The 712-nt window shown below is 67.4% G+C and carries 1 pseudogene; it reads left to right on the top strand.

The window, feature by feature from the left end:
* Nucleotides 1–13: 13 nt before the first annotated feature.
* Nucleotides 14–712, top strand: a pseudogene (locus tag EOA27_RS38845) (hypothetical protein); the annotation flags it as partial.

Genomic DNA, 712 nt, shown 5'->3' with positions numbered 1-712 from the left:
GTCCATCTTCCGTATGGTCGCGCTCGACGATCTCGCCGGCGAGCAGGTCGATCGCTTCGCAGGGGCCAAGGGCGTCACCGACATAGCCGCTTTCAGAAAGGCGCTGGACCGCGCGGAGGCGTGGTCGTTCACTACCCGTCCGCTCGATCTTGCCGAGACTGTCGAGTTCTGGCTCGCGAACGACCGCGTCGGCTCGCGTCTCGAACTGCTGCGCGCCAGCATCGACAAGCGCCTGGACGAGCGCGACCAGGACCGCGCCGATGCTAATCCGATTTCGAAGGAGCGTGTCCGCGAGGGTGCGCGTCTTGTCGCCGCGGCCTCCACCCTGGCGAAGGAGTCGGCGGTCCGCGTCCCCGACGGCCAGAAGAACGACCGCGGGCTCGAGATCAAGCAGGTGCTCGCCGACTGGGACGACGCCGACTGCCGCACGCTTCTCACCAGGCCGATCTTCGACGAGGGCATCTACGGCACGGTGCGGTTTCACCACCGGTCGGTCCGGGAGTTCCTAACCGCCGAGTGGCTCCATTCGCTTCTCGTCGACGAAGGATCGCGCGCACGCGTCGAGAACCTGTTCTTCCGGCGGCAATACGGCGTCGAGGTCGTCGTCCCGACGATGCGGCCGGTCCTGCCGTGGCTAGCGATCCTGGATCAGCGGATCCTCGACCGCGTCATGCGCCTCGCCCCCGAGGTCCTGTTCGAAGGGGGCGACCCC

It is taken from the genome of Mesorhizobium sp. M2A.F.Ca.ET.037.01.1.1 (genome assembly GCF_003998075.1).
Classification (GTDB): domain Bacteria; phylum Pseudomonadota; class Alphaproteobacteria; order Rhizobiales; family Rhizobiaceae; genus Mesorhizobium.
This window is presented reverse-complemented; position numbering and strand designations above follow the sequence as displayed.